23 protein-coding genes, 1 other RNA gene and 1 pseudogene are annotated in these 24034 nt (G+C 38.5%); 9 read left to right on the plus strand and 16 right to left on the minus strand.

The features are described from left to right. Positions 1 to 11 precede the first annotated feature (11 nt). From CRO15_RS18265 to CRO15_RS18275, 3 genes and pseudogenes are all read left to right on the plus strand, one after another. Positions 12 to 1967, plus strand: coding sequence for a transglutaminase family protein (locus CRO15_RS18265; RefSeq protein WP_097047297.1), 1956 nt, complete (start codon positions 12 to 14; stop codon positions 1965 to 1967). Between the two features lie 15 nt (positions 1968 to 1982). Beyond that, a pseudogene (locus tag CRO15_RS19990) lies at positions 1983 to 2105 on the plus strand (3-deoxy-8-phosphooctulonate synthase); the annotation flags it as partial. 80 nt (positions 2106 to 2185) lie between these two features. Continuing rightward, complete coding sequence (locus tag CRO15_RS18275; protein WP_097047298.1) at positions 2186 to 3484, plus strand: sulfatase family protein; 1299 nt, start codon at positions 2186 to 2188, stop codon at positions 3482 to 3484. Positions 3485 to 3499: 15 nt separating this feature from the next. On the opposite strand, the gene CRO15_RS18280 is transcribed toward CRO15_RS18275, so the two are convergent. Further along, a complete protein-coding gene (locus tag CRO15_RS18280) occupies positions 3500 to 3865 on the minus strand; it encodes a DUF1801 domain-containing protein (RefSeq protein WP_097047299.1) in 366 nt (121 codons plus the stop codon). Between the two features lie 92 nt (positions 3866 to 3957). Between CRO15_RS18280 and CRO15_RS18285 the strand changes: the two genes are divergently transcribed. From CRO15_RS18285 to CRO15_RS18300, 4 genes are all read left to right on the plus strand, one after another. Continuing rightward, on the plus strand, positions 3958 to 4566 hold the full coding sequence (locus CRO15_RS18285; protein ID WP_097047300.1) for a hypothetical protein: 609 nt from the start codon (positions 3958 to 3960) through the stop codon (positions 4564 to 4566). A 1-nt stretch (position 4567) separates the two neighbouring features. Continuing rightward, positions 4568 to 4864, plus strand: coding sequence for a winged helix-turn-helix domain-containing protein (locus CRO15_RS18290; RefSeq protein WP_097047301.1), 297 nt, complete (start codon positions 4568 to 4570; stop codon positions 4862 to 4864). 50 nt (positions 4865 to 4914) lie between these two features. Then, positions 4915 to 6264, plus strand: a complete 1350-nt coding sequence (gene creD, locus CRO15_RS18295; RefSeq protein WP_097047302.1) for a cell envelope integrity protein CreD — start codon at positions 4915 to 4917, stop codon at positions 6262 to 6264. Positions 6265 to 6486: 222 nt separating this feature from the next. After that, positions 6487 to 7602: an Sb-PDE family phosphodiesterase gene (locus CRO15_RS18300; RefSeq protein ID WP_097047303.1), complete on the plus strand. Its 1116-nt coding sequence runs from the start codon at positions 6487 to 6489 to the stop codon at positions 7600 to 7602. A 178-nt stretch (positions 7603 to 7780) separates the two neighbouring features. Here the strand turns inward: CRO15_RS18300 and CRO15_RS18305 are convergent, their stop codons facing one another. After that, positions 7781 to 8056 (minus strand): hypothetical protein, encoded by a 276-nt coding sequence (locus CRO15_RS18305; protein WP_133067291.1) that lies wholly within the window; start codon positions 8054 to 8056, stop codon positions 7781 to 7783. Positions 8057 to 8141: 85 nt separating this feature from the next. Next, entirely contained in the window at positions 8142 to 9347 is a 1206-nt protein-coding gene (locus tag CRO15_RS18310; protein ID WP_097047305.1) for an NAD(P)-dependent oxidoreductase, read from the minus strand. Positions 9348 to 9752: 405 nt separating this feature from the next. On the opposite strand from CRO15_RS18310, the gene ssrA reads away from it, so the two are divergent. Next, positions 9753 to 10150: a transfer-messenger RNA gene (gene ssrA / locus CRO15_RS18320) on the plus strand. A gap of 235 nt (positions 10151 to 10385) precedes the next feature. Then, complete coding sequence (locus CRO15_RS18325) at positions 10386 to 11606, plus strand: site-specific integrase (RefSeq protein WP_097047307.1); 1221 nt, start codon at positions 10386 to 10388, stop codon at positions 11604 to 11606. Here CRO15_RS18325 and CRO15_RS18330 read toward each other — a convergent pair. The 13 genes from CRO15_RS18330 to CRO15_RS18395 form a co-directional block, all read right to left on the minus strand. After that, complete coding sequence (locus CRO15_RS18330) at positions 11601 to 12389, minus strand: DUF4138 domain-containing protein (RefSeq protein WP_097047308.1); 789 nt, start codon at positions 12387 to 12389, stop codon at positions 11601 to 11603. The genes CRO15_RS18325 and CRO15_RS18330 overlap by 6 nt on opposite strands. Continuing rightward, complete coding sequence (traM, locus tag CRO15_RS18335; protein WP_097047309.1) at positions 12386 to 13324, minus strand: conjugative transposon protein TraM; 939 nt, start codon at positions 13322 to 13324, stop codon at positions 12386 to 12388. Before traM ends, CRO15_RS18330 begins: the two co-directional genes overlap by 4 nt. Then, positions 13305 to 13931, minus strand: a complete 627-nt coding sequence (locus tag CRO15_RS18340) for a conjugal transfer protein TraK (RefSeq protein WP_097047310.1) — start codon at positions 13929 to 13931, stop codon at positions 13305 to 13307. Before CRO15_RS18340 ends, traM begins: the two co-directional genes overlap by 20 nt. Before the next feature lie 4 nt (positions 13932 to 13935). Beyond that, the gene (locus CRO15_RS18345; RefSeq protein ID WP_097047311.1) at positions 13936 to 14775 is read right to left on the minus strand and encodes a hypothetical protein; all 840 of its coding nucleotides are present in this window, start codon (positions 14773 to 14775) and stop codon (positions 13936 to 13938) included. Next, positions 14775 to 15356: a TrbJ/VirB5 family protein gene (locus tag CRO15_RS18350; protein ID WP_097047312.1), complete on the minus strand. Its 582-nt coding sequence runs from the start codon at positions 15354 to 15356 to the stop codon at positions 14775 to 14777. The genes CRO15_RS18345 and CRO15_RS18350 overlap by 1 nt, the downstream gene beginning before the upstream one ends. Before the next feature lie 17 nt (positions 15357 to 15373). After that, a complete protein-coding gene (locus CRO15_RS18355; protein ID WP_097047313.1) occupies positions 15374 to 17776 on the minus strand; it encodes a TraG family conjugative transposon ATPase in 2403 nt (800 codons plus the stop codon). Then, positions 17763 to 18047 carry a hypothetical protein gene (locus CRO15_RS18360; RefSeq protein WP_097047314.1) on the minus strand — a complete coding sequence of 95 codons (285 nt, stop codon included), beginning with the start codon at positions 18045 to 18047 and terminating at the stop codon, positions 17763 to 17765. Before CRO15_RS18360 ends, CRO15_RS18355 begins: the two co-directional genes overlap by 14 nt. A gap of 1 nt (position 18048) precedes the next feature. Beyond that, entirely contained in the window at positions 18049 to 18336 is a 288-nt protein-coding gene (locus CRO15_RS18365; protein ID WP_097047315.1) for a hypothetical protein, read from the minus strand. Between the two features lie 742 nt (positions 18337 to 19078). Continuing rightward, on the minus strand, positions 19079 to 21160 hold the full coding sequence (locus CRO15_RS18375) for a hypothetical protein (RefSeq protein ID WP_097047317.1): 2082 nt from the start codon (positions 21158 to 21160) through the stop codon (positions 19079 to 19081). A 209-nt stretch (positions 21161 to 21369) separates the two neighbouring features. Continuing rightward, positions 21370 to 22032, minus strand: coding sequence for a P-loop NTPase family protein (locus CRO15_RS18380; RefSeq protein WP_097047318.1), 663 nt, complete (start codon positions 22030 to 22032; stop codon positions 21370 to 21372). Further along, a complete protein-coding gene (locus CRO15_RS18385; protein WP_097047319.1) occupies positions 22029 to 22568 on the minus strand; it encodes a hypothetical protein in 540 nt (179 codons plus the stop codon). The genes CRO15_RS18380 and CRO15_RS18385 overlap by 4 nt, the downstream gene beginning before the upstream one ends. A 6-nt stretch (positions 22569 to 22574) precedes the next feature. Next, positions 22575 to 22853 carry a helix-turn-helix domain-containing protein gene (locus tag CRO15_RS18390; protein WP_097047331.1) on the minus strand — a complete coding sequence of 93 codons (279 nt, stop codon included), beginning with the start codon at positions 22851 to 22853 and terminating at the stop codon, positions 22575 to 22577. A 281-nt stretch (positions 22854 to 23134) separates the two neighbouring features. Further along, positions 23135 to 23974 carry an RteC domain-containing protein gene (locus CRO15_RS18395; protein ID WP_097047320.1) on the minus strand — a complete coding sequence of 280 codons (840 nt, stop codon included), beginning with the start codon at positions 23972 to 23974 and terminating at the stop codon, positions 23135 to 23137. Positions 23975 to 24034 lie beyond the last annotated feature (60 nt).

Genomic DNA, 24034 nt, shown 5'->3' on the forward strand with positions numbered 1-24034 from the left:
AATTCATTTGAATGAAACATTATATCTGCCTTTGGCTGATTGTGAGTTCTTTCTATGCAACGGCCCAGGTTGAATTTGGAAGAATAAGACAATCAGATTTTGAATTAAAAACTTACGAAAAAGATACCACAGCCAATGCCGTTGTTCTTTTTGAAAAGGGAAACTATTATTTTGATGTAATCCAAAAGAAGATTCAATTGGTAAAAGAATACCATGTTCGCATCAAAATTCTAAATGAAAAAGGAATGGATAAAGCCAATATTTCCATTCCCTATTATCGAAATGAAAAGTCAAAAGAATATATCCAAAAAATTGACGCCATAAATCATAATGGTCATGTCAAAACTGTAATACCAAAGGGAAAGATGTACGATGTGGATGTTAACGAACGGTGGTCAGAAAAGCGTTTTACATTTTCGAATGTCAAAGAATGTTCCATAATTGAATATAAATACAAACTAGTTTCTCCTTTTCTATTCAACCTTGACGGATGGACATTTCAATCAGACATACCAAAGATATTCAGTGAATTCAAGGCCAAGATTCCCGGGAATTATGTATACAATCGCTCTCTACATGGTTCTTTAAAACTTACATTGGAAGAAGCTGAAGTGGAAAAGAATTGTTTTCATGTACCAGGTTATTCCCAAGCTGCTGCCTGTGAAGTCATTACCTATGCAATGAAAGATATCCCAGCTATAGAAAAAGACGAACAATTCATGCTTGCAGAATCAAATTATACTTCCCGTATTGAGTTTGAACTCTCTGAAATGCAGAGGTTGGATGGCTCTAAAAAAAGGTTTTCAAAAACTTGGAAAGATGTTGACCGTGAATTTAAATCAGATCGTGATATAGGGAGACAGCTCAGAAAGAAGGATTTTTTTGAGAAAAATGTTCCTTCGGAAATTTTTATGGAAAAGGATTCTTTTCTACGCGCAAAAAAAATCTATGACTTTGTCAAAAATCACTTTACTTGGAATGAAAAATATGGAATCTATAGGGATGTAAGAGTCAAAGAAGCCTATCAAAACAAATTGGGAAATATAGCTGAGATTAATATTTCATTGATTAATTTACTTAATGCTGGCGGAATAGATACCGATCTTATGCTACTCTCCACAAGAGATAATGGACTTCCAAAAAAGATATATCCGGTAATCACCGATTTTAACTATGTTGTTGCCAAAACCAATATCAATGGCAAGGATTATCTTTTGGACGCAACCTCCAAACTCAATCCTTTTGGAATGCTTCCGTATCGATGCCTAAATCTTTATGGCAGGGTAATGGATTTTGATAAAGAAAGCTACTGGTTCTATATTGAACCGGAAAAGACAAACAGGGTTCGAATTATGGGCACTGCTACCTTTAATCTTCAAGAAGGCACTATCAAAGGAAAATTGAGGGAAACTAATCAAGGCTACAATGCCATTTTAAAGTACAACCAAATCAATTCCAACTCAAAAGAAGACTATCTAAAGGGAATAGAGGAAAAATCATCCCTTGATTTTTATATTGATGATTATACCTTTCAAACGGATAAGAGCAATGAAAAATTGACAACGGAAATTTATGAATTCACTACCGAGGGCATTAATAAAAATGATGTTATTTATTTTAATCCCTTTCTTGTGAGATTCTTTGAACGGAACCCTTTTTTAAAAGATGTACGTTATTTCCCGGTTGATTTTGGTTATCCAAGGAAATACGAATATAATATTACATACTCCATACCGAACGACTATGAAGTGCAATCACTACCAGAAAAAAAAATCATTACTTTACCAAATGGGACCGGCTCAATAAAATTTTCTTGCGCTGCACAAGGTAAATTTGTGACTTCCCGATACTTTTTAAATATTAATCATTCCCATTTTGATTCGGAATCTTATCCCTATTTAAAGAAGTTTTTTCAAATTGCCGTGAATATTGAGAAAAACTCGATTATTAAAATAGAGAAAAAATAAAATATTCTACCCACGGAAACCCATTTTGACCCAAAAAATGCAAAAAGCGATGGAGCCAATATGCTTGATTTGAGTTTATTGGAAAAGTTACTTACCAATTTGACGGCCATTCGAAAAACACTGAATAGCTTGAACTAGGTCTCTTTTCTTTTAGAATATTGATTCTCCAATGTTTAAATGGCTAAATTAATGGCTTTAAATATTGAGTAATGTATTGGATGCGACTTTTTTTCATACTCCCATTTTTATGTTTTTTTTCATGCAAGCAACCCATAAAAACTATAAAGATTGATAACCAAAAACCCAACATCATCCTAATAATGGCCGATGATTTGGGATATGAAACCATAGAAGCATATGGAGGTGCCAGCTATAAAACACCGCACTTAAACCAACTTGCCAAAAATGGAATGCTCTTTAAGCATTGTTATTCCACTCCACTTTGTACACCTTCCCGTGTACAGATTATGACCGGAAAATATAATTCTAGAAATTATATTGGTTTTGGGCTATTGGATTCTTCTGAAAAAACCTTTGCCCATTATATGAAAGAGGCGGGCTATTCTACTTTTATTACTGGAAAATGGCAGCTTCTTGGCAACAAACACCAACAACAATTGGCTGGAGGCAGAAAAGGTACAACTCCGGAAAAAGCAGGTTTTGATGATTACTGCCTTTGGCAAATTGATGAAAAAGGTTCGCGATACAAAAGCCCTCTTTTAACGGACAAAAAGGGTTCCAAGGAATACCCAAATCGTTTTGGATCGGACATTTTTGTAGAACGTATTGAGTCATTTATGGACCAAAACAAGGACGCTCCAATGTTCATATACTATCCCATGGTATTAACTCATGACCCATTTGTTCCCACGCCCTCCAATTCCAATTTCAAGGATTTCGATACTAAATCAAAAGTTAACGACACCTTATATTTTGGTGAAATGGTGAGCTATATGGATAGGCTTGTCGGGCAGATTGTAAAAAAAACAGAAGAACTAAAAATTCAAAATAATACCTTGATACTTTTTGTAGGCGATAACGGAACCGACCGCGATATTACTTCAATGGTAGATGGGACAGCTTTGAAAGGACATAAAGGTTTTACAACAAGTGCTGGGACTCATGTGCCACTAATTGCTTATTGGAACGGGAAAATCCAAAAAGGGAGCATTAATGAGAACCTGATTGATTTTACAGATTTTTTACCAACCATGATTGAAGCCGCCACTCAAAAAAAACTTGAACCTTCTTTGACTGACGGTGTCAGTTTTTATCCTCAATTTTTTGGAAACAATGATTCAGCACGAGAATGGATTTTTTGCCATTATGACCCTAACTGGGGAAACTTTACTCCAAAAAGATATGTGCAAAACAAAAAATGGAAGTTGTATGAAAATGGTGAATATTACAATTTGGAAAATGATATTCTTGAGAAACATCCTTTGGATGAAACCCAGATTCCCGATTCAGTCAAACCTGTAATTTCCAAGTTTGAAAGAGTACTGTCTAAATACTAAAAACAGTAGGATTAATCATTTCCAAAATCCTTTGTGATTTACCTTGTAGGCGTCTTGCAGTACTTCTACCAATACATTACCGTCAATATCTCCTAATGTATGGTGCCTTAAAGATTTCATTATCTTACGTCCTTCAGTTACCATTTTATCCGAATGAACGGTTAAATGGACAGAGCTCCAAAAGCCTACATCCACATAAGGTTTCTTTTTGGGGACATTTAAATAACAGAAAGGTTTTCCATCCAAATAATAAAAAGGAATACGGTATTTGAACTTTAGTTCAAGATCAGGTATAGTTGCCTCAATAATTACCTGTAACTGTAATAATATACTTTTAAAGGGTTCTTTTTGGGAAAGGATATATTCTTCAGCTGGGTTCATGATTCAAAAATAATCGGTCAATTCATAATTTTATGTAAAAATGGTATGTCATAAGAAAATAATATTAACTTTGAAATTCAAAGTACTTTAAAATGGAATCAAAAAAATACTTGAACGATATCATACAAATCAAAGATATGATGAGTCGTTCGTCTCGTTTTATATCTTTAAGCGGACTTTCCGGGATTCTTGCGGGCATTTACGCCATCACCGGAGCTGTTATTGCCTATATCTTCTTGTTACCGGATATCAATAGTGATGTCATCTTGCACAGCTGGAACTTTAGAATGATCGTTGCAATCTTGATTGCGGTTGCTATTCTCAGCTTTGTCACTGCCTATTTACTAACCTCACGAAAAGCCAAAAAGAACAATGAAAAAATTTGGGACGATACCACCAAACGACTGCTCATCAATTTCTTGATTCCTCTGGTCACCGGGGGAATCTATATCCTTATCAAACTAAATAGCCAACATTACGGGCTTACCGGTTCATTAATGCTCATTTTTTATGGCTTAGCACTCGTCAACGCATCAAAATATACCATCGGAAATATCAAATATTTGGGTTATGCTGAGATTATCATTGGATTGATTTGCGCAGCTTTCCCTGGCTATGGTTTCTGGTTTTGGATCTTAGGCTTTGGTTTATTACATATTATCTACGGTAGTCTGATGTACTTTAAGGAGCAAAAAGGGTAACATGGGGCTCATAGACAACATCAACAAACTATTTGACCATCGCATTCGGTTGGGGATAATGTCCATTCTTATGGTAAATGAAGAGGTGGACTTCAATAGATTGAAGGAACTGCTCAACGTTACTGATGGTAATTTGGCCAGCCATACCAAAACCCTTGAAAAGGCCGAATATATAAAGATTGAAAAATCATTCATTGGAAAAAAACCCAATACCAGATACTCAGCTACCAAATTGGGAAAATTATCCTTTAAAAAACACATAGAGGCATTGGAACACATCATTAAAAATCAAACATAAATTTTTTTATCAATTCACTTTGAAATACAAAGTACTTTAAATTATATTATATGACATCACAAAAACAAAAAATCGGAAACTGGTTTAGAAATTCAATCTCCGCAAAAATGCTCACCGTGGGATTCTTGATACTCATTCTGCTCATCCCTCTTGGATTTGTAAAAGACCTGATCAGGGAAAGAGGTTTTAGGCAAACTGAGGTCATTGAGGAAATAAACACCAAATGGGGAAACCAAGTAGTGCTCAATGGCCCAATTCTTAAAGTTCCCTACAATGTTTATGTTGAAGAAAAGGTTTTTGATGAAAAAACAAAGACTTTTTTAACCTCTCAAAAACCAGAAAGACATTATGCATACTTCTTCCCATGGGAACTTGACATAAGCTCCCAAGTACAGACCAAACCCTTGGAGCGTGGCATTTATGAATCCGTGGTCTTTTCTTCCGAGAATCAAATCAGGGGAATTTTTGATCAGCTCGACTTCTCCACAAAAGAAATCGAGGATAAAAACATTCTTTGGAACAAAGCTACCCTGTTGTTCAAAACCAGCAACTTGAAAGGGATACGAAATACTGTAAAAGTTGCATTGGGAGAACAGGAATATTCGCTCAAACCCAAATTTGACAATACCTATATGAACACCCTTGAATCTGGGTATCTCACAGATTTACATACAATTCAGGAACATCCCCTGGCATTTGAATCCAAAATTGCCATAAATGGAAGCAGTACGTTACAATTTATCCCCATTGGGAAGGAAACCAATGTTGCCATGAAGTCCAACTGGCATTCTCCAAGTTTTAATGGCAATTTTCTACCAGACACAGAGGGCAAAAAGATTTCCGATAAAGGTTTTGAGGCCAAATGGAAGGTGCTGGAAACCAATAGAAGGTTTGGCCAGTACTTTTTTGACAACCTCCCTGATCTATCAGGTTTTTCCTTTGGAACTGAATTTATGGTTCCCATTGATGATTATCAAAAAACTGAGCGTACCAGCAAATATGGTTTAATGATCATTGGGCTTACCCTTTTGGTATTCCTATTGATTCAAATAAGCAGTAAAATTGCGATCCATCCTTTCCAATATCTTATGATAGGCTTGGCCTTGGTAATGTTCTACACATTGTTGATTTCCATTTCTGAACACCAAAACTATTTGATTGCATACTTAATATCAGGAATCTCCGTAGTTACCTTGATTACGATCTATTCACGTTCCATTTTAAAAAATCCAAAGTTCACTCTTTTAATTCTGGGATCCATGTTCAGTTTGTACACTTTCATTTTTGTAATTATTCAATTGGAAGATTATGCGTTATTGGTGGGCAGCATCGGATTGTTCATTATTTTAAGCATTATTATGTTCACTTCACGAAGGATTGATTGGTCAGGTGGGCAGTAGTCCATTAAGTATGAAGTTTCATATCAAATAATGCCATTGTCACTTCGAGCGTAGTCGAGAAGTCTTTACGGTCAGATTTCAAAGAAAAATGTCTCGACTGCGCTCGACATGACATAAAATCCGGATTGGAAATCACAAAAGAAAATTCACTTTTAACCAAAAGAAAATCTTCAGCGGCTTGTATGAACCCAACAGTTTTATACTTTTGATAAAATCACAATCATGAAAATCCAAACCATCCTTTTCACTCTTCTTTTTACAATCAGTATTTATGCTCAAGAGCATACCCATTCTAGCACCAAAGCCCTTTCATTTCCAGATGTGCCGGGCTATAAAACCTTGAAAACCGACTTTCACCAGCATACCGTTTTTTCCGATGGCAGTGTTTGGCCGAATATTAGAATAATGGAAGCTTTACGTGATAATTTGGATGCCGTTTCGCTAACGGAGCATTTGGAATATCAACCACACTCTAAAGATATTCCACACCCAGACCGAAACCGAGCCTATGAAATTGCCATGAACGAAGCAAAAAATCATGATCTTTTGGTCATTGCTGGCTCAGAAATAACAAGAGGCGCACCTGTTGGACATAGCAATGCCATTTTTATCACTGATGCCAATGAACTGTTGGAAGATAAAGCCGAAGATGCCTTTGCTGCAGCAAAAAAACAAAATGCCTTTGTTTTTTGGAACCACCCAGCCTGGCATCCACAAAACCCAACTGGAAATCCGAATTTGAGCAATTTTCAGAAGTCACGGATAAAAAATGGGGAACTGCACGGAATTGAAGTCATTAATGATGGGGATTATGCAGAGGAATCACTTGCACTGGCCTTGGAACAAAACTTGACCATTATGGGAACCAGTGACATTCACGGGCTTATTGATTGGCATTTTAAGGAAAAAGGACATTCCAGGCCCATTACCTTGGTTTTTGCTAAAGAACGAACTAAAGAAAGTTTGAAAGAAGCTCTTTTTGCAGGTAGAACCGTTGCCGTTTTTGATGACTTGATGGTAGGAAGGCAAGAGAATCTTTCACCTCTATTGAATGCCTGCATTAAGGTAAATGAAGCAAAGTATATTGGTAAAACTTCAGTTTTGAGGGTTACTCTTGAAAATGTATCAAGTACAGATCTGTTGTTCGAAAATTTAATGCCCTATACGTTTTATTCGAATCCAGCGGTTTTTACAGTGCCAGCAAAAGGCACCAAAACCCTGCAAATAAAAACCTTGGAACGATTGGATAAGATTGAATTGAAATTAAGCGCAATTCGGACTTACATTGCCCCAAAAGAGCATGCAGTATTGAGCAGAAAAATTGCTGTGGTGGAATAATAAACCTATTGTTTATTTTGCCCAAAATTTGTCAGTTTGAGTGATTTTTTCAGTTTGCAAACTGAAAAAATATTGACGAAATCCATGATTCTCGATACTTTTTCCTTTGATTTCGACTGCGCTCAATCTGACAGGGAAAAACTGGAATTGACAGGTTTAATTATACAAGATTTTTCTCCTAAGCAACAGAAAAGAGGTGTGATCCGTTGATTTCCCTATCAAAATCGCCCTTAATCTTTTCAATAATGTCATAAGGTGTATTTTCAGAAATCCAGATCCACTGATTTTTGATATCAACATCGAAATAAAAACTGGAAAAGTCAATGGGGTGGTCTCCATCGAACTGGGACAGCAGAAATTTGGTGATTCGTGGCCTTAGTCGATATTCTAAATCGATACGAACCTTCTTTAAGGAAGGATTGTCATCGTCAGATATTATCCAATTGAATGTCAAATTATTAGCAGTAAGGGCATCCAATATAGCAAAAAAAATAATGCTCAGCCGACAAATTTGGCTCTTCCAATCCGACCAAGGACCATTATTCTAGTCCATCCACATAATCTTGAAGGTAGTTGTATCGCTCTGTGAGTTTCCCGTTATGCGTCATTCGGGCGCGTTCCAAAATACCATCCGCATCGTTATTGAAAAATGCGGGAATCACATATTTTGAAAACGCTCCTCCAAAGCCATTACTGGCATCTCTTGGCAATTCACAAGGTAAATTATCAACTGCCATTACCGCAACAGCATCTGGGTTTTTGAAATCTACCTCTTTTTCGGTTACTGGATCATACCCGTAAATGGGGTCGGCAATAGTGCTAGGTTTAATGGTTGTGGCCACAGGGCCATCAATATCACAACTAACATCAGCCACAACTTTTATATTGAAATCAGGATGTTTTGCATCTTCACGGGTGTACAAAAAGGGTGCTCCATCTCCATAAAAATGTCCGGCAATGTAGAAATCCGTTACTTGGGCAAAACGGAAGAAATTGGATCTATACTCTTCTGGATTTGCAAAGAAGTCTGCTTTATTGCCACGGACTCCGTCTTTTCGTTTGTTATACTCCGATGCATCAATCTGACAATACACCGGTTCGTTGAACGATTCATTCAGAAATTCGGCCACAGTTACTTTTTTGAGGTCCATGGCATCCAACATTTCTCTGGAACCATTACCTACCCTTCCCCTACCGGTAAGCAAGATTTTAATATTGGGCAATTTTACTTTTCGCAGTTCTGAAATCAGTTCTTGTTGATCTCTGAGTGTTTCAGCCTTGGGAAGATTGAAAAGATCAAATTTTAACCCGTATGCTCGAACACCATTATAAGCCCCAACAATTCCGGCATAACGCCCGAAGGCCACCAAACGTTGCCCCTTGGTATTGGTAATGACCTCATGATCGTACAGCTCAATATTCTTCTCCAGAATAGCCTTGAGTAGTTTACGGTTATAGGGTTGTTTTTTTATGGTATGGGAAAAGAAAAAGTATTTTTTGTTTGGAATCAGAGCATCAATAGGTACCTCTTTAACACCCAACATAACATCGCAGTCTTCTACATTTTGTGCCACGGGAATTCCCATATCCCCATATTCTTGGTCTGTGAATACCCTAATAGGTGATGATTCTACGACTATTTGTGCCTCTGGAAAGTTGGAAAGGACATTTTGACACTCTGTTGGGGACAGTACCACCCTGCGATCTGGTGGGTTCTTTCGTTCTCTTATGATTCCGAATTTCATTAATTATATAACTTTTTGGTTAGTTATTGTTACAAACATAACTTTTAAGGTTTGGTCTTCAAAACTTTTTTTTGGAATAGTTTTTGGAATACCTTTGCAAGCTTGCCTACCGAAAATAATTGTAGGTAGGCCGCGTTAGGGATAGAGGCAAATACCCAGCTTTTGCTCTGCTTTGGCAGGGCAAGCGTGTATAGCCGATAGCCCGGTGCTCCGAAACCCAAGGTCTTTGAAACCATTTGGTGAAAAAGACCGGTGAAGGAGCAAACGCCCACAAAAATAACATTGTTCTTTGATAAAAAAATGGGATATGGATTATGAGGCCCTTCGACACTTCGACTGCGCTCAGTGCGGGCAAGTTCAGGGCATAATTCGATTACGCGAATCAAAGATTCGCTATCTCATTATGGGGCCGACTGGTTTTGACAGCGAGACCAATTGGATTGTAAGCATGCCGAGCGCTGGGATATAGCTCGTTAATATCATTTTCCAAACTTTTAATTGGCGATAATAATTACGCTCTTGCCGCTTAATCTGAATTATAGTAAGATTAGCCTCGTCCCTACTAGGTAGGGAAGCGAGATGTTCCTGGATAGCCCTTGTTGACGGCGATCCGTTTTGGAGCACCAAAAAAGTCAACATAAGGGTACCATGGCTTTGATGGTATCACCAAAATCTTAAGAAGCTAAGTGTACAATAGGCGGTCTTTGGTCGGTTGTGCATCGAAAATTGAACAGAGACTAAGCATGTAGAAAGCAATGCGATTGCTTGTTTGGACGAGGGTTCGAATCCCTCCGGCTCCACTTTTAGAGTGTCAAATTTAAGTAAAATCCTGTAAATCGTTGATTTACAGGATTTTTTCATTTTAATTGGTATCGTTTAATGTTAAATAATACTATGCTTTATGATACCTATTCGGTGAGTAACAAAGTGAGTAAATCAACTCACCGATTTTCATGCAATTTATTGATTTTATGTTAATTACAAAATAATTTGTTTTTATTTTTTGTACCTTGGTTCACGTCCAAATAAGAACGAAAAATGAAATCCTCTTTCTCACAACTATTTTACCTAAAAGGCAAACACTTTGAAAAACATGTGAAAGTACCGATATACTTGCGTTTGACGGTAAATGGCCAACGAAGTGAGTTAAGCATTTCCCGTAAGGTTGATCCTGAAAAATGGAACGCGAAGAGGGGTAGGATGCGCGGTGCTGGAACAGAAGCTGTTCAATTGAACCAATACCTCGATATGATTCGGGCCAAGGTAAATAAGATTCAGTTTCAATTGGTCGAAGAAGGAAAACCATTTACGGCTATTGATGTCAAAAATATTTATTTAGGCAAGGACAAAGAGGTAAAAATGTTACTGGTTGTTTTTGATGAACATAACCGCCAAATGAAAAAACTAGTAGATAAGGAATTTGCGCTTGGTACCTGGAAACGTTATTTCACCACTAGAAACCATATCTCAGAATTTGTACAACATGAATACAAGAGGGAAGATATACCAGTTGAAGACGTCGATTTAAAGTTTATTACCCGATTTGAATATTTCATGAAGTCGATCAAGGATTGTAACCACAACAGTGCATTGAAGTACATCAATAATTTCAAAAAGATTATTCGTTTGGCAGTGGCCAATGGATGGATTTCCCGAGACCCTTTTTACAATTATAAAGTGAAATTTAAATGGGTCGACCGTGAGTTTCTATCTACTGAGGAATTGCAGCGATTGGTAGATCTTGAAATTAGATGGACGCGCATCGATATGGTCCGGGATATGTTTGTTTTCTGCTGCTATACAGGTCTGGCCTATATAGATGTAAAGAAATTAAATCAGGACAACCTTGTTCGAAATATTGACGGAGAATTATGGATTGAAGCCAAACGAACTAAAACTGATGCCAAATTTAGTATACCCTTACTCCCTACTGCTCTTGCTATTCTTGAAAAGTATAAAGACCACCCCAAGGTGATAAATGGTGAATGCGTACTTCCCGTGCTGAGCAATCAAAAGGCCAATGCCTATCTTAAGGAGATTGCGGATCTTTGTGATATTAAAAAGAATCTGACCACTCATTTAGCGCGACATACATTTGCAACCACGGTAACATTGACTAATGGTGTGCCCATTGAAACGGTTGGAAAAATGCTGGGGCATAAAAATCTAAGGACTACGCAGCACTATGCCCAAATTATCAATAAAAAAGTAAGTGAGGATATGGCTGTTTTGAAAGAAAAGTTGGCCAACAACCTATAATCTGGTTGATAAAACGACTTTTCTACTCCCCTTCTTTTCTCTTAACTCAAGCATCAACTTTTCATCATCCCCCGATACAAACTTAGGCAACACATAAACAAACCTGTGTGATTGCCCTACTTTGATGGTGTTGGGCATTTCGTGCTTATATTCGGCTTGCATCAATAATTTTTGATAGGAGGCTTTACGCTTTTTATTGCCGTTCACTCTGGAGACATTTACGTAATCTACCTCAAAATCGATTTCAGTTTTATTCTTGATTTCCAAAACCAGATAAACCTCGGAAGCATTATAAACCATTTCTTGCAGCTGTAATTTGATACCTCTTTTTCGTTTGGTAGCAATGGATCCATATTTTGATTTCAATAAATAAGCACAAAATTTCTTGAAATAGGCAGTTTTGTCCATTGGCTTGACAATTGGTTTTTGTTTTACAACCACAGATCGCTCATTCCCAATGCTCTCATTTTCGGAAATAAAATAGTTGAGCTTTGGTAACTGTTCCTTGTATATCAAAATATAGGAATATACCCTACCATTTTCGGTCAAGGTCAATAGGTTACTTTCGGTTCCCGGGGTGGCCTGTAACAACCCAAAATATTGTTCTTTCTCTCTATTATAGGTAAACACAAAATTGGATGCCCCTGTTATTCCTTGTCGTATCGGCTCTGGAAAAAACAGGGCCACATTCTTTTTATCGTTAGCATAGATAGTATCTAATGCTTTTTGGGCAAATAGATGACTTGTGGATAGAATTACAGTAATTAGGATTAAATTTTTCATTTTACTGGTTTTAATATGAGTTGGTAATTATCGGTTACAGTAACTTTTACGGTGCGGTTGTTCCGTTGGAATATCCTTTTGATACCACTCACTTGCGGAACACCTATGATATTGATGTCATCCACAATATCTCCGACCACTTCTTGTCTGGCTTCGGCTCTAAAACCATTTTCAATGTAAATACCTTCGTTTCCATCTTGAAGGTCATAAGCATTTAACTTAACTGGTTTGTGATCAATACTTTCAATTTCTATGATGGTACGATTGGGTCTGAAACTCACGAAACCATAAATGGGTGTATTTCTTCGGACAGTAATACCATTGATGAGTGCATCTTTGGCCAAACGCATTTGCAGGCGATGATTGTTCCGAACCGTTTGTGTACCATCCGCTCTCACATAAATGAAAGCATCAGTATCTTGAACTGTTAGATTTTCACTTCCCGACGGATTGGAAGCAAAAAACAGTTGGTGCTCCAATCCCAGCTCCATGTCATTGGTTTCAGGTTCGATGGTTGTTTCCAACACAGTTTGGGGCTCTTCCGGAATTTCAGATGTCCCTCGCTCAATATTTCCAATGGGCCTGCGATAGGTCGCCGATTTGAAATCAATATTACCCTGATTAAAGATACTATCAATAATGCGCTGTTTTTCATATTCCATATAATCCGGATTGAAATAGCCCTTATCGTCGATCATATGTTCTGGATAAACAGATGGGGCGGTTGTTCCCCTTTCTTCTTTCAAGTCTTCCAGAGCTTCCAGTTTGGAATTATATTCCTCTTGTCCATCTTCCAATTCTGGAACTGGAATCTGTTTATTTTCAATGGTGGGTTCTTCTTCATCTCCCAATACGATTATAGCATAAGTTCCAATGAACAGAACCACGCACAAGATTACCGAAGCGAACACGATTTTATTCTTCTCTATCTTCATAGTTTTCAAGTTTTCTTAGTTTGTTTTCAAAAAAGTTGGTTATCAATAACCCGTGGGTATTGTTGGGAAAGTTCCTGTCCACATGTATAATGTTTCCTGATGTGGTCAGCTCGTAAATGTCGATTATCGACCCTCGATTGATTTCAAAGATGATTACAGTCTCAAAGCGATAAGGTTCTTGTTGGACATTAATTTTGGATTCAATTTTCAACACTCTTTGTGTTAAAGAATATTGTAATAATCGATTGTAAACCCCATCTGCTTTTTTCTGTCGGTACAAAGCATCCACTGAACTATTCCCCAGCCACAAAGCTTTCTCAAGGTTCTTTTCATAATTGCTCGCATCGATGTGGTAGAAATAGGTATGGAACAGTTCCAAATGAGATAATGCTTCTACCTCAAAGTTTTCTTGCTGTTGTACCATTTTAAGTGGAATGACGCTTCCATCCGAATTGACCACAAAGGCATTGTTGACCGATTCTTTATGGAGTTTGATAACCATTAGAATAGAAACAATACATGTCAAAACCGCCCCAATTACTACAGATAGAACAATGAACCGGTTTAGGCGAAGGACTTTGTAAATATTTTGATAAGGTGTTTTCATGTGATTAGGAGGAAAAAAGTTTAAAGACAAATGATGTTGCCCTACGATAGAGTTTGAATTTCAGCAATACGATAAATCCTATAGAAGCAAACTGTATCAATGGTGCAAAGAAGTTGCTACCCCAATCCGTTCCAAAAAGGCTGTTCCAAAAGTTGGTATTGATTTCTGTGTACAGATTATTCACAAAAACATTGACCAGAAAAAATGCAGGCACCAACATATAAACTCCTGCATAGAGCTTAAAGAAGTTGTACGCCAATGAACGGAACTTTTCAAATACAGCAAGACTAATCACCAAAGGGAAAAAGGCCTGCATGATACCTAATAGAAAGAAACGTTCTGCAAGGAATAAGGGGTAGATGAACAAATCCAACAACCAAAGAAATATCCCAATGATAAAAGCCAGCATCTTCAACCCGTATAAAGGTGTTACCAAAGCTTCGTACAACATGGCCATTGCTTTTTTGGCGGCTTCCAATGCGCCCACATCCTGTTCCAAATCGATGTCCTGTATCTGTAACGGGAGGAGCGCAGGAGCCGTGTCCCGGTACTGAGTTTCGATGGCCACCAGGATCGTATCAAAAGCATCCAATACCTGTGTTGAGAAAATGACCAGAATGACCACTGCAAAATTCTTTGCCAGTTCTGCAGGGGTCAGTCCCCAGGTATAGCCCTCATTGTTGGCAACGCCTTCATTGTACTTTTTGAGGATATTGATGAGAAAGAACAGGATGGCCAGTGTTTTCATTCCAGTAATGGTGTACTGGGAAAAGTCACTGTTTTTGATGGTGGTAAACACCGCATCAACATATTCCAGTCCTATGCCCAAAAAGACACCCGCCATTAGTAATTGGTTTCCCTGTTGCTGATTTTGTCCTGCATTTCACGAAAAGCGATAATCTCACGATAGCGTTTGGTCTTGGCCTCAATCTCAACCACCATTTCTTTGGATTTTAGTTCCATGTCTTTAAGGACTTCGGCACGTTCAGCATCGGTCATTTTAAGGGTGTTGCTGGACAATATCTGGTCAATATATTCCAATCCATGCAGAGAGTTTTCAATAATAGAATTGAAGGATTCTGACACCTTATTGACTTCATCGGATTTGATATAGGGGGAATTGAGAATCTCCCTTAAATCATTCTGAACGATGTTGAACAAGCGTTGGTTGTTCCTTGCCATTTCTCGAACTGCCTTTAACTGTCGAATGACATTGTTGACCTTCTCGATGTTCTCCTTTTGGGATTTTAGAAACTGTACCGTTTTCAACAATTGCGAGGTCTGTTTTGCTGATTCTATCAGGGATTTGGTAAAGCTGATAAAGTTGGTATTGTCATAAACAGGCATCCCCTGGCAGGCAGCGCCTGCTGGCATTAAAAGGGCTAAGGTTAGGGCTATTCCTAAAAGTTTAATTTTTGATTTCATGGTTTTCGTTTTTAGATTTATAATTGTTTAATGAATGTTTTTATGGCTTCTTCCATATTATTAGTGTCATTATAAATGGCTATTATGGACTCACTTTCCTTACCATCCGTGAGGTAAGCGGCATAAACTTCTTTGGGCACTTCGAGGCGAAAAATGTTGCTCTCTTTTCCAATCTTGATGAACATTTCCGTGTACTTTCTATCTCCCGTAAGATTGTTGCGAATGGACTTTAATTGGTTCATATCGTGGCTCGATAGGTTCAATCGCTTTTGTAGCTCGTCGTAGCCTTTTTCATTCCGAAGGCTATAAATGACCTGTGTATTCTCCAGAATACTGGCCGATGTGGAATTGTTCGGCAATTGATTGATAGATTGTAGAATGATACCAATAGCCCCATTTTGCTTTCGGATAGCCTGATAATAGAATTCCACACTTTCCAAAACATTATCGAATTTGAGCTGTTTGGCAAACTCATCAAAAAGGATAATTCCTCTTTCTGAACGATAACGCCAAATGGTTCGTTGGATAGCCGATTTGATAAGCTTCAACATTACGGAAAGGATTTCCTTATTGTCCTTCACTTCATCCAGTTCAAAGACAATCATTCGCTTATCCTCAATCTTATAGGTCTGGTCTTCGCTCACATTGAAAAGAAAGCTATACAGCCCATCATCCACATATTCCGAAAGGATATGCAGGAAGTTGTAGACACTGAAATGTTCTTCTCTTATATTAAGAGCCTCTGTGAGGCTATCTTTTTCATCATCTATAAACTGATACAAAGAAGCCAGTGAATGATTTAATCGGACGTATTTGTAATAGTGGAGTAGCACCTTTTTAATGGCTACTTCTTTAGCTTTTGAAACCTGGTTACCTTCAGCCAATAGTTCCAAAAGGAAAATGGCGAGGTCTTCCAATCGTTCAGGGGTCAAGTCCGCTTCATTGGAAATGTAAAAGGGATTGATTCCTAAATTCTTTCCCTGCTCATATCGCAGAATGATATGGTCATTGGGATAGAGCTTGGCAAACTTGGAATAAGAACCTCCCAAATCGATAATGACCAGCCGAACTTGTTGCTCAAAATACTGTCGAAGTATATTATTGGCTAAAAAGGATTTACCTTCTCCCGTTGGAGCGAAAATGGCAAAGTTTCTGGCCTTGATACGTTTCTTTTGCTCGTCCCATACATCCTTTAAAACTGGAATATTGCATTGTCTATCATTGAAAATGATACCCTGTTCATCCGATTTATAATTGCTATTGTTGATATACAGGCACAGTGCATGTTTTAAATCAGTAACATACAAATCCTCATTGGAAAAGTTGGAACTAAAACAACAATGGGAGTTAAGGAAGTAATGCTTTCTTTCTTCGCCTTTTGGATAATAGGGTACAACGTCCATTTCCTTGAATTCGGTCTTAATCTTGGAAGCAATATTTTTCAGCCGTCCGGCTTCCGGACACCAGAAAACAATGTTGAGATGCCCACGTATAATTCTTGAACTGTCGTCTTCATTAATTTTAGCAACAATGGCTTCAATTTTCTTCTGAATGACTCTGTTCTGTGTTCCAAAGTTGGAACTCTTGCAGAGCTCTTCAATTTTCTTATCCAGAAGTTTTCTCCATTTGTGTTTGTCATCTAGGTAAATGATTTGGTTGATAATATGGTTTTCATTTAGATTCAACCCCAATCCGTCAATAAAGCCTTGGTGAAATACAAAATCATCTGAAGTGAATTTATCATTGGACTTACTGCACTGTACCGAATCCCCAAAACAGAGTTCGCTATTTACAGCCAGTACATCAAAATGGTTCTCTCCAATTTCAATTGCTGACTTTTCCAGTTGAATATCCGTGTCAAAACCTTCATTAAACCCATTGAAATAGGCATTGGTTAGTTCAAAAATTTCATCTTGGCTCAGTGGTTTCAAAGACACTTTACGGCTGTTATTGATAAAGGAAACCGCGTCATTTACCGAAGCAATAAACTCCTGGACATTATGGTCCAATTGTTTATAAATACCCTTTTCAACCTTTCGAAAAGGGTTGGTAAACTTGGAGACGTTCAAAGCCTTATCAAATGGCAAGGTGAAATACAAATATGATTGATGGGTTAGGCACTCCCGCCCTTTAAAATGTCGATAGGTCGCCTGTTCCAAAAAACTTCTATTTGGAATATAACTAGCTTCAAAAGCAGTTTTTTGGTATACATCCTGTTTATGGATGACAGTACTTGTTGGCAAGGATTTGAAGGCCTGAAACCAAGAGCCGTGTATGTCTTCAAAATCGGTTGAGGATAGGGAATAGATTTCTGGTAGGTCTGTTTTATAACACAATACCACATTGCCATTACTGGCAAAAACGATATGCTTTTCTATGCTCAGGATAGGGTGATATGCAGACAGGTTAATTTTCTTCATATTGGAGTTGACTTTCTCGTTTGTTACTGATGGTGGTTGGGAATACTTTTTTAAAATGCAATAAGGCTGGGTGTCTGGTAAGCTGTGTCAATACCACATAGAGGCCTCCATTGAAAAGGAACACCGATATGATGACCAAAAAGCTGAACGAAAAGATGATCAGCAGCAATGACCCGATGACCGATGTCATCATCAAAGCGAACAATGAAATGGGTAATCCCATAATCACGGCTCGCTTTCGGATATCCTTATAGATTTCGTAGCGTTTCACGTTATACTACGATGCCTATGAGATAGGTAAATATGCCCACGACTGCACCCGCAATTAGTACAAAGACCAATACACGGGTAATTCCTTTTTTGAGGTCTGCATTCTCACCAAAAAAGTGTCCCGCATTGAAGAGAAAACCTATCAGGAAAATTACTCCCAAAATAATGGGGAAGATGGCTCTTATGGTATCGGAAACATCATTAACAGAATCTTCAATACCTCCAATCTGTGCAAAGATGGTATTAGAAATAAGGAGTAGAAAAGCGGTCAGGAACAGTGATTTTTTCATGTCGAAATTGATTTAAAATTTGTTGGATTTTGTTGTTTGAAAAATACACTATATTGAATATCAAAATACTAATAATCAGTGTTTTGTGAATAAAACATTATTTATATCTAATTGATTTTCAATGATGTGAATTGACATCAATTTGTATGAAAAATTGAAGCTCCTATGTTGATAACCCTAAAACTTTTGAATCTCTCGATGCTCAAAAACGTCAGTTTTGTGATTTTACTACTGAAAATATGTTTGATTTTTGGTCAGAAAAAGTCGTGGTCATTGCCTATGAACATGATAATGTGATATCTTGTGATTAAAATTGTCATGAGTACTGAATTGAACGGGAGATTAATGAACGCTATGTGGCCTCGGGCCTGTCGAGAAAGGATTATACCATATTGCAGGCGCATTTCCTTAGCCACCTTGATCTATCACCTAAAATGTGCCTTGGCCAATACTGTCTTGTCTGGGACCGGGACAGGTTCGCCTGTTTGGAGGTAACCGGTGGCCGAGAAAAAATCGTGGTGACCATCCCCCGGTGGCACCGTGGCGGAAATTCCTTTGTTAAACAGCAAAATTCCTGATAGGTCGTAACTACGCTCGACCGGACAACGAACAATTGCCTCATTTTCGACATGCAAACCTTTTCCCGTTAATCCAACTCAGTTTAAAAGGAGGTTTTGATAAAAAAATCTTTCGAAGTTGTCGCTCCTATATTTAAATAAAAAGAAAACTGAATAGGTCTTTCCTAGTCAACATGGGTAAATCGGTTAATGCTTTTTACATAAACGCTATAATATCCTTCATTGTCAGCGCCATTTTTATCGTTGATGATAAACTCTAAAACACCTGTTGCCTCTGATATAAAATACAAACTATTTCTGTCAGAGAATGTTCTCCATTTTCCGTCTGGTTTTATACGAACGCATAAGGCGCCAAGCCTAACGTCTTTAAGGACCCTTTGGGTTTCGTGCCCAGGGATTCCATGTGAGGCCGTACGTCCTTCTTTTTCCCCTAACGATAAGGAACCCTGACACTTCATATGTACGTCTTGTCCTTTTTTTATCTTCACTTCGGTCACGAACCCATCTGAAAAAATATTCCAAGCTTTATCACTGGTCTTATGTGATTCAGTTTTTGGGGCTTCGGGTGGTTTATAGTTGTATTTTTTGCTTAAGGAACGTAAGTAATCCGCCCTCTTTTTTGCATCCTTAAGAACCTCTTTTTCGCTACGGAGGTGTTCGGGCCTATCCTTTAACAGAACTGGCCCTTTGTCTCGCTTGCGTCCCAAAACCTCAACATTAAATCCCCTTGAATTGTTTTTAAGGTCTCGATCGTTCACGGTGAACTGAAGGGTTCCTGACTTTTGAGGTATAAGTGAAAGTCCAGAACCCAAGGGCTTCCAACTATCGTCGTTTCCTATTCGGTACAGCAGTGCCCCGTGTTTAAACCTACGGTCTACACTGTAGTTTTCAAGGCCGTCAATGCCAAAGACTGTTGCATTTCCGGCAAATGTACCCAGAAAGACCCTGCCATTGGCCCTAATATGGGTTACAGAGTCTTTGGTGACACTTGGCCCATCAGTCAACTTAACAATTTTATATCCCACAACAGGTATATTAGGGTCATCAAAATTTGGCGCTCCTTCCTTCTTTTCAAAGGTTTGGTATACCGTACGCTCGGGCATTTCCATTACAAAGGCCTCGGGGTCTTTATCGTATTCGGCAACCAGCTTTTTCATTTGGGTTTGAATATAACCATATCCCTGCCTTTGTAAAACTTGACGGGCACTTTGCCCCTTTGAATTTAAAACATCTGGTGAAACACCTCTTTTTAGTGCCAATTTAAGCGCATAAAGTCGACCGGAATAAATAATCTGTGACATCATATTGCCTCGGTCTTTGTACTCTGAGTCTATCCATAGGCGGTAGCCGTCCATCGGTCTATTGTTGTCAAAATATTCGGCGAACCTATAACTGCTGAAATAGGGGTCGCTAATGCTCAAATATTCCTTTTCGAACCAAGTATCGTATTGTTTTGTGGCATACAGCTTATTACAGTGCCGTTGGTATTCTTGGGTATATACCTTCGCCAACTGCGCCGGAAATTTTTTTTTAAGATCTGCCAAAAATTGTTGTTGGGCCGTATCGTAATATGCATTGAGTTCTTGAGCTACCAAGGCATTGCCCACTAGGTTGGAAAAATGCCCAAGGACGCTAAGGCGTTTTTCTTGAACGATCTCATTATTTTTACTTGCGCGTTGGTATTCTTCGTCTGACTCGGTACGGTTTAAATCAATCCAATCTGGAGTAGAAACGTAACCGGCTATCGTATTGGGCAAGGCCTCTACTGCAGTTTTGCGCAAACCCTGCATCTTTTTTGCATATTCTTGTTCAAGCACCAAGTAATCTACAAGGACCGGACTCGCATATGACGTAAAATTATAGGGTATGGCAGCCAGCAAATCGAACTTCTTTTTACATAGAGCGACCTCTCGTACTTTCTCTACCCTTCCTGGATTTTGACCTCCCCATTCCCCATTCAACAAATCAAAATATTGTCCATAAATCACATAATGGCTCCTTAGTTTTAAAAGAAGCATGTTGGACATAAAAGCTTTATCCTCAGTTGTGTCGAAATCACCAATTTTATGGTCACGCAGTAGGTACTCCAAGGCCTCCACATCGCCTAACTTGGCATTCGCGATAAGTTGAGTCTTTGTTGGGGAAGCCGCGCTAGTTTGTCCTTTCAATGTAAGGGTACATCCCATAAGAAATATTGACACAAACACTTCTTTGTAGCGAACGGACATTTTAAAAACAGAAATCATAAAACCAAAAAGGGTTTGGGGTTAGTCTTATACTATAAGCTCAAGAGGGGACTTTAGACAGGGCACATATTTTAGCCCAGTCATTAACAAAAATAAGTATAATAAACGTAAATAATGAAAAGGCTTCCATGGATTTCTGAATGGCTTGGAATCTAGGAACTATGGAAAATCCATGGTTGGCAAATGAAGTCGAACATTTGATAATATATTCACTTCCTCTTATCCCTACTCCCCTTGTCAAAAGCCACCAAATTAAACAATTGCCGCATACGAGAACGGACACGTTCGCCATACCGTTCTTCCAATTCTTGAGCATTGAGATTAGTAGAGACATGGGTTTTTCGTTTGTGATTCATAAACAAATCATATCTGGATAACAAAATTTCTCCCATCACATTGCAATCCTTTCCAAAATGTCTCCCAGTAGGTTCCACGCCCAGATCATCAAAACAAAAGAATTGGGTGTTTCCATAGTCTTCGATGGTCTTATAACCGATATGATTAAAAGAAAACACAATGTTCCTACAGGGAACAACTTCATAAGGTCGTTGATGCGGAACCAAATGTTTCATGAGTTTCATCAAACTGGTCTTACCGCAACCTACTGGACCGGAAAGCAGAATCCCTTTGTCTATGTCGATACCATGTTGGGAGCAACGTTCCCTATCACAGATAAAATAAAGGCACAGCTTGTAGATGATTTCCCTGTCCTCTCTATAAATCTTGAATTTTTTGCCGAATAATAGTTTACCCTTGGCATCCAAATAGGTCAGCATCTTTCCAAAATCGTACAGAACTTGGTTGCCCTTTAACACTCCCAATTGGTACTGGACGGCCCCTTCATCAATGATATGTGGTGCCCCATACTTCATAAAGGCTCACTATAATCTTTCTCTTTGGTTGTTTTCAGGTTGTCCCGATATGGGATTCTTGAACTTTGTTTGTTTCCGTTTTCCAAATCCTGAAAACCCAAATTTTCAAAATTTTGCAGTTTGTTATTGTTTTTAGGGTTTTCCCTAGTTTGTATATGTTTTATTATAGGTACCATTGCTTGTCCATCGCTTGTCCCATTTTTGGGACAGCTTGGGTACAGTACTTGTCCAGAGCTTGTCCCAAAATCGAACATCTTGATACGGCTCCCCTTGAATGGATTATGGGAAGGTATGTACAAAATATATTTCCAATGGTCAAGCTCCTTGACACAGCGATGATAGGTAGATTTGGAACCTATTTTGGAAAAGGCCATCACTTCTTCGCGATTGATATAAAATTCTTCCTTAAAGAAATTGTTGTTCCACAACTGGAACAGGGCCACATACAGACTGATATGGGTGGGGTTCAAACGGTTATCCTTTGAAAACTGTTCGAACACTCCATTGAGATGTTTAATATAATTGGTGTTTTCCAAAATGCCCTAAAGTCTGTTGTGAATCTTGTTCTTTTCCAATACCTGCATGATCTCATGGTATTCATAGTAAAGCACCCCGCCCACTTTGGTATAGGGAAGTGTGCCATTAATCCGTAGGTTCTGGAGCGTTCCTGGGGAAATGCCCAAGAGTGCCCTCACCTCATTGGATTTGAGCCATTTTTTATTGGCCTGCCCATTTTGGTCCTGTAGCAATTGTTTGATATCGTCGAGCAGTTCCATCTTGAACTCCCTCAAATCTTCCGTTGTGATAATTGTTGCACCCATTTTCTTTGCTTTAAAAACAAAGCCGCCATGGTTTGTTTTTTTAGGGGCGGCTTTGTCGTAATTTGACTTTCGTGCCACAAAACTCAAAAAGGAAACCGGAACAAATTCCACAGTTGGTACTTAGGTGGGTGATTTTTTTTGGCCATATATTTTGATTTCGATTGGGGCATTATGACATATCGAGACTTACAAAAACCCCTAGATAAAGTGGGAAATAGGCCCTCAGTACCCCAATGTCCAAAAATTCCCAAGTGGGTACCTACTTGGGCAAAGATCAAAATTCATTCATCCAAGGATTCCATGCGTCGGTTGAGCATTTCGATCAACTTGTCCAAGAAGCGGGTCTTACTGGTCTTCCTTGACCGTATATCGATAAAGGTATGGTAATAATTACCAAGGTCAATGTTGTAAAAATGTTCGAAATGAGAGGCCAGTTCCTTGATATCCACCGTTCCGCTGTTGATGGAACTAGTGGCATGAAGGGCATATAACAATTCGATCAGATCGGTCTTGCTTCCAGTCCAGAATAATTTTGAAGGTTTTTCCATAGTATTGTTTTTTGGGGGTTCCATAGTATTGTTAAGATTATCCACTTCCTTCCTCAAATACACGATCAACATATCGTAGGCCATGATGGTGGCTACTGTCCCATCCTGACAGGTGGAAAATTGGTCGTCGATCAAAAAGTGGAACGATTCCAGAGGCAATCTCAAATCACGGTTGCCCCGGACAAAGTACTGGTCGTCCAAAGACATGGCACCGCGACGGTAATAATTGTAAAATTCCAGATTGTCGTTAAAGAAGGTCTGAAGTTTATCGATTTGGTGCTTGAGGTATTTGATCTGGGCAGCATTGTTCCCTCTGGGACGTTTGCTCTCGATATTGAACAGTTTGACATAATAAATAAGCTTACTAAAGATCTGGGGCTTTACATGTTTGAAGAAATAGATTTCATCGGTTTGGGTTGTAAATGTCTTCCTTGCTATTTGCCTTTGCAGTTTCCTAATGTTCTTTTCCACCAGCACAATCCCTTTTTCAGCCTTGAAAAGGACATCACCGCTGCCGTTCTCCAATGCATCCAATTGGCCTTCAAATTCCGATAGCAGCTTTTGATATTGCATGACGACATTTCATTAATGCTGTCCTTCCATGACCCCCAACAGTTCCAAAACAAAATTGTC

This window comes from Flagellimonas pacifica, assembly GCF_900215465.1.
GTDB classification, from domain to species: domain Bacteria; phylum Bacteroidota; class Bacteroidia; order Flavobacteriales; family Flavobacteriaceae; genus Flagellimonas; species Flagellimonas pacifica.